The 1449-nt window shown below is 42.4% G+C and carries 4 protein-coding genes; all 4 read left to right on the top strand.

Features of this window, described 5'->3' with window-relative positions; all coding sequences use genetic code 11:
- Positions 1-103 precede the first annotated feature (103 nt).
- The gene (locus tag QUA40_RS29235; protein WP_445301216.1) at positions 104-223 is read left to right on the top strand and encodes a helix-turn-helix domain-containing protein; all 120 of its coding nucleotides are present in this window, start codon (positions 104-106) and stop codon (positions 221-223) included.
- The gene (locus QUA40_RS28710; protein WP_333132106.1) at positions 181-408 is read left to right on the top strand and encodes a hypothetical protein; all 228 of its coding nucleotides are present in this window, start codon (positions 181-183) and stop codon (positions 406-408) included. The genes QUA40_RS29235 and QUA40_RS28710 overlap by 43 nt, the downstream gene beginning before the upstream one ends.
- 323 nt (positions 409-731) lie before the next feature.
- On the top strand, positions 732-926 hold the full coding sequence (locus QUA40_RS28705) for a hypothetical protein (RefSeq protein WP_333132104.1): 195 nt from the start codon (positions 732-734) through the stop codon (positions 924-926).
- Entirely contained in the window at positions 919-1125 is a 207-nt protein-coding gene (locus QUA40_RS28700) for a hypothetical protein (RefSeq protein WP_333132102.1), read from the top strand. Before QUA40_RS28705 ends, QUA40_RS28700 begins: the two co-directional genes overlap by 8 nt.
- The last annotated feature ends 324 nt before the right edge of the window (positions 1126-1449 follow it).

Genomic DNA, 1449 nt, shown 5'->3' with positions numbered 1-1449 from the left:
ATCTTTATTTGACGATTTTACTAGCTTTTTCATTTTAACTCTTTTGTGACACATTCGCAAAAGTGAGATGCACCCTATCAATCAAAGTTAAAACCCCCAATAAATCCTGCAAACGACGTACCAGTACAAACTTTATCCCGACACCAATCAGAAACTCAGATTAAATGAGTGGCGGAGAATTTGTCGTTATTGGTATATGCCGAATTCGATATCAAAATATTGAATTACTGCTGCCAACTCCACAGCTTACCAATTTTAATGCTCAAAAAGCGCTCTAACTGCTTGATGGAATGGGCGGTGCAGTGGGGCGGTTACTGGAACTACTATTACCGAGATTATAAATATTTCCCTTTACCTAGCGGCAACCACAGAGCATTAGGAGATTGCATCGCTGCCGTGAAGAGTTAATTAAACCCATGGCAGCGGATTCGGATCGGATGAATTGTCCCGTACCGATTCCAGAACGCAATCCATAATCTCCCAATCCATTGCATCATGGGGGAACAGCAATAACTGCCCCGGCGATACATTAGATTCACGGCGGTTGTGGTACGAAAGGTGGCAAGCGGTACAAAGCGCAACTAAGTTTTCGAGGCGGTTGTCCTCTGGTATCCGATTGCGGTGGTGTACCGTCAAAGTTACCTTCAAGGGTTCGGATTTGGTTAAGCCGCTTTTACAGCACTTCCGGGTGTTATGAGGTACATTAAAAATAACTTAAAAAAAATACACCAATGAAAGCATATTCAGTAGATTTGCGAAAAAAAATAGTAGCAGCCATAAGCGAGCAGAAGCTGTCGTTCAGAAAAACAGCAGCCATATTTTCCGTCAGTAAAAGCTTAGTTCAACAACTGGTCAAGCAACAAAAAACTGAGGGAAATTTAGAGCCGAAACGAGAGTGGGAAACCGAGATACAGTCCTGTGAATAATTCCACAGCAGAGTTGAGAGAAATAGTGGCAGCACATCCCGATGCAACCTTACTAGAATTGTGTTCCTTCATTTGGCTTGGCGAACGGACGGGAAATTGGGTGGGTAGAACAGCCATGTGTAACGCCCTGCAGAAGTTGGGATTAAATCGTAAAAAAAAACAGTCAGGAGTAGCCAAGCCGGAACAGAAAGAGTCATGAAGTTAAGGTTAGAGTATTGGGAAAAAGTCAAGCATATCGAACCTAAAAATGAGCGTATTTTTAGATGAGACTGGAGTATTACGCTTGTTTAAACCGAACTCATGCACGTTCCGAACGAGGCAAAGCGAGCCTATGCGGTTAAACCTTTTTACGCCCGGGAAAAAAGTCACAGTAATTGGTGCAATTAGTATCAAGCGAGTAGTGGCACTCATGACAATGGATAACTCTATGGATGGCAAAGCATTTGAGGTATAGTCATTTCAAATAAGTATGAGACACTATTCATGCACAATAAGCACGAATAATTTCATCAAGAGATGTGCC

Source organism: Microcoleus sp. Pol11C3 (genome assembly GCF_036701485.1).
GTDB lineage: Bacteria > Cyanobacteriota > Cyanobacteriia > Cyanobacteriales > Microcoleaceae > Microcoleus.
This window is presented reverse-complemented; position numbering and strand designations above follow the sequence as displayed.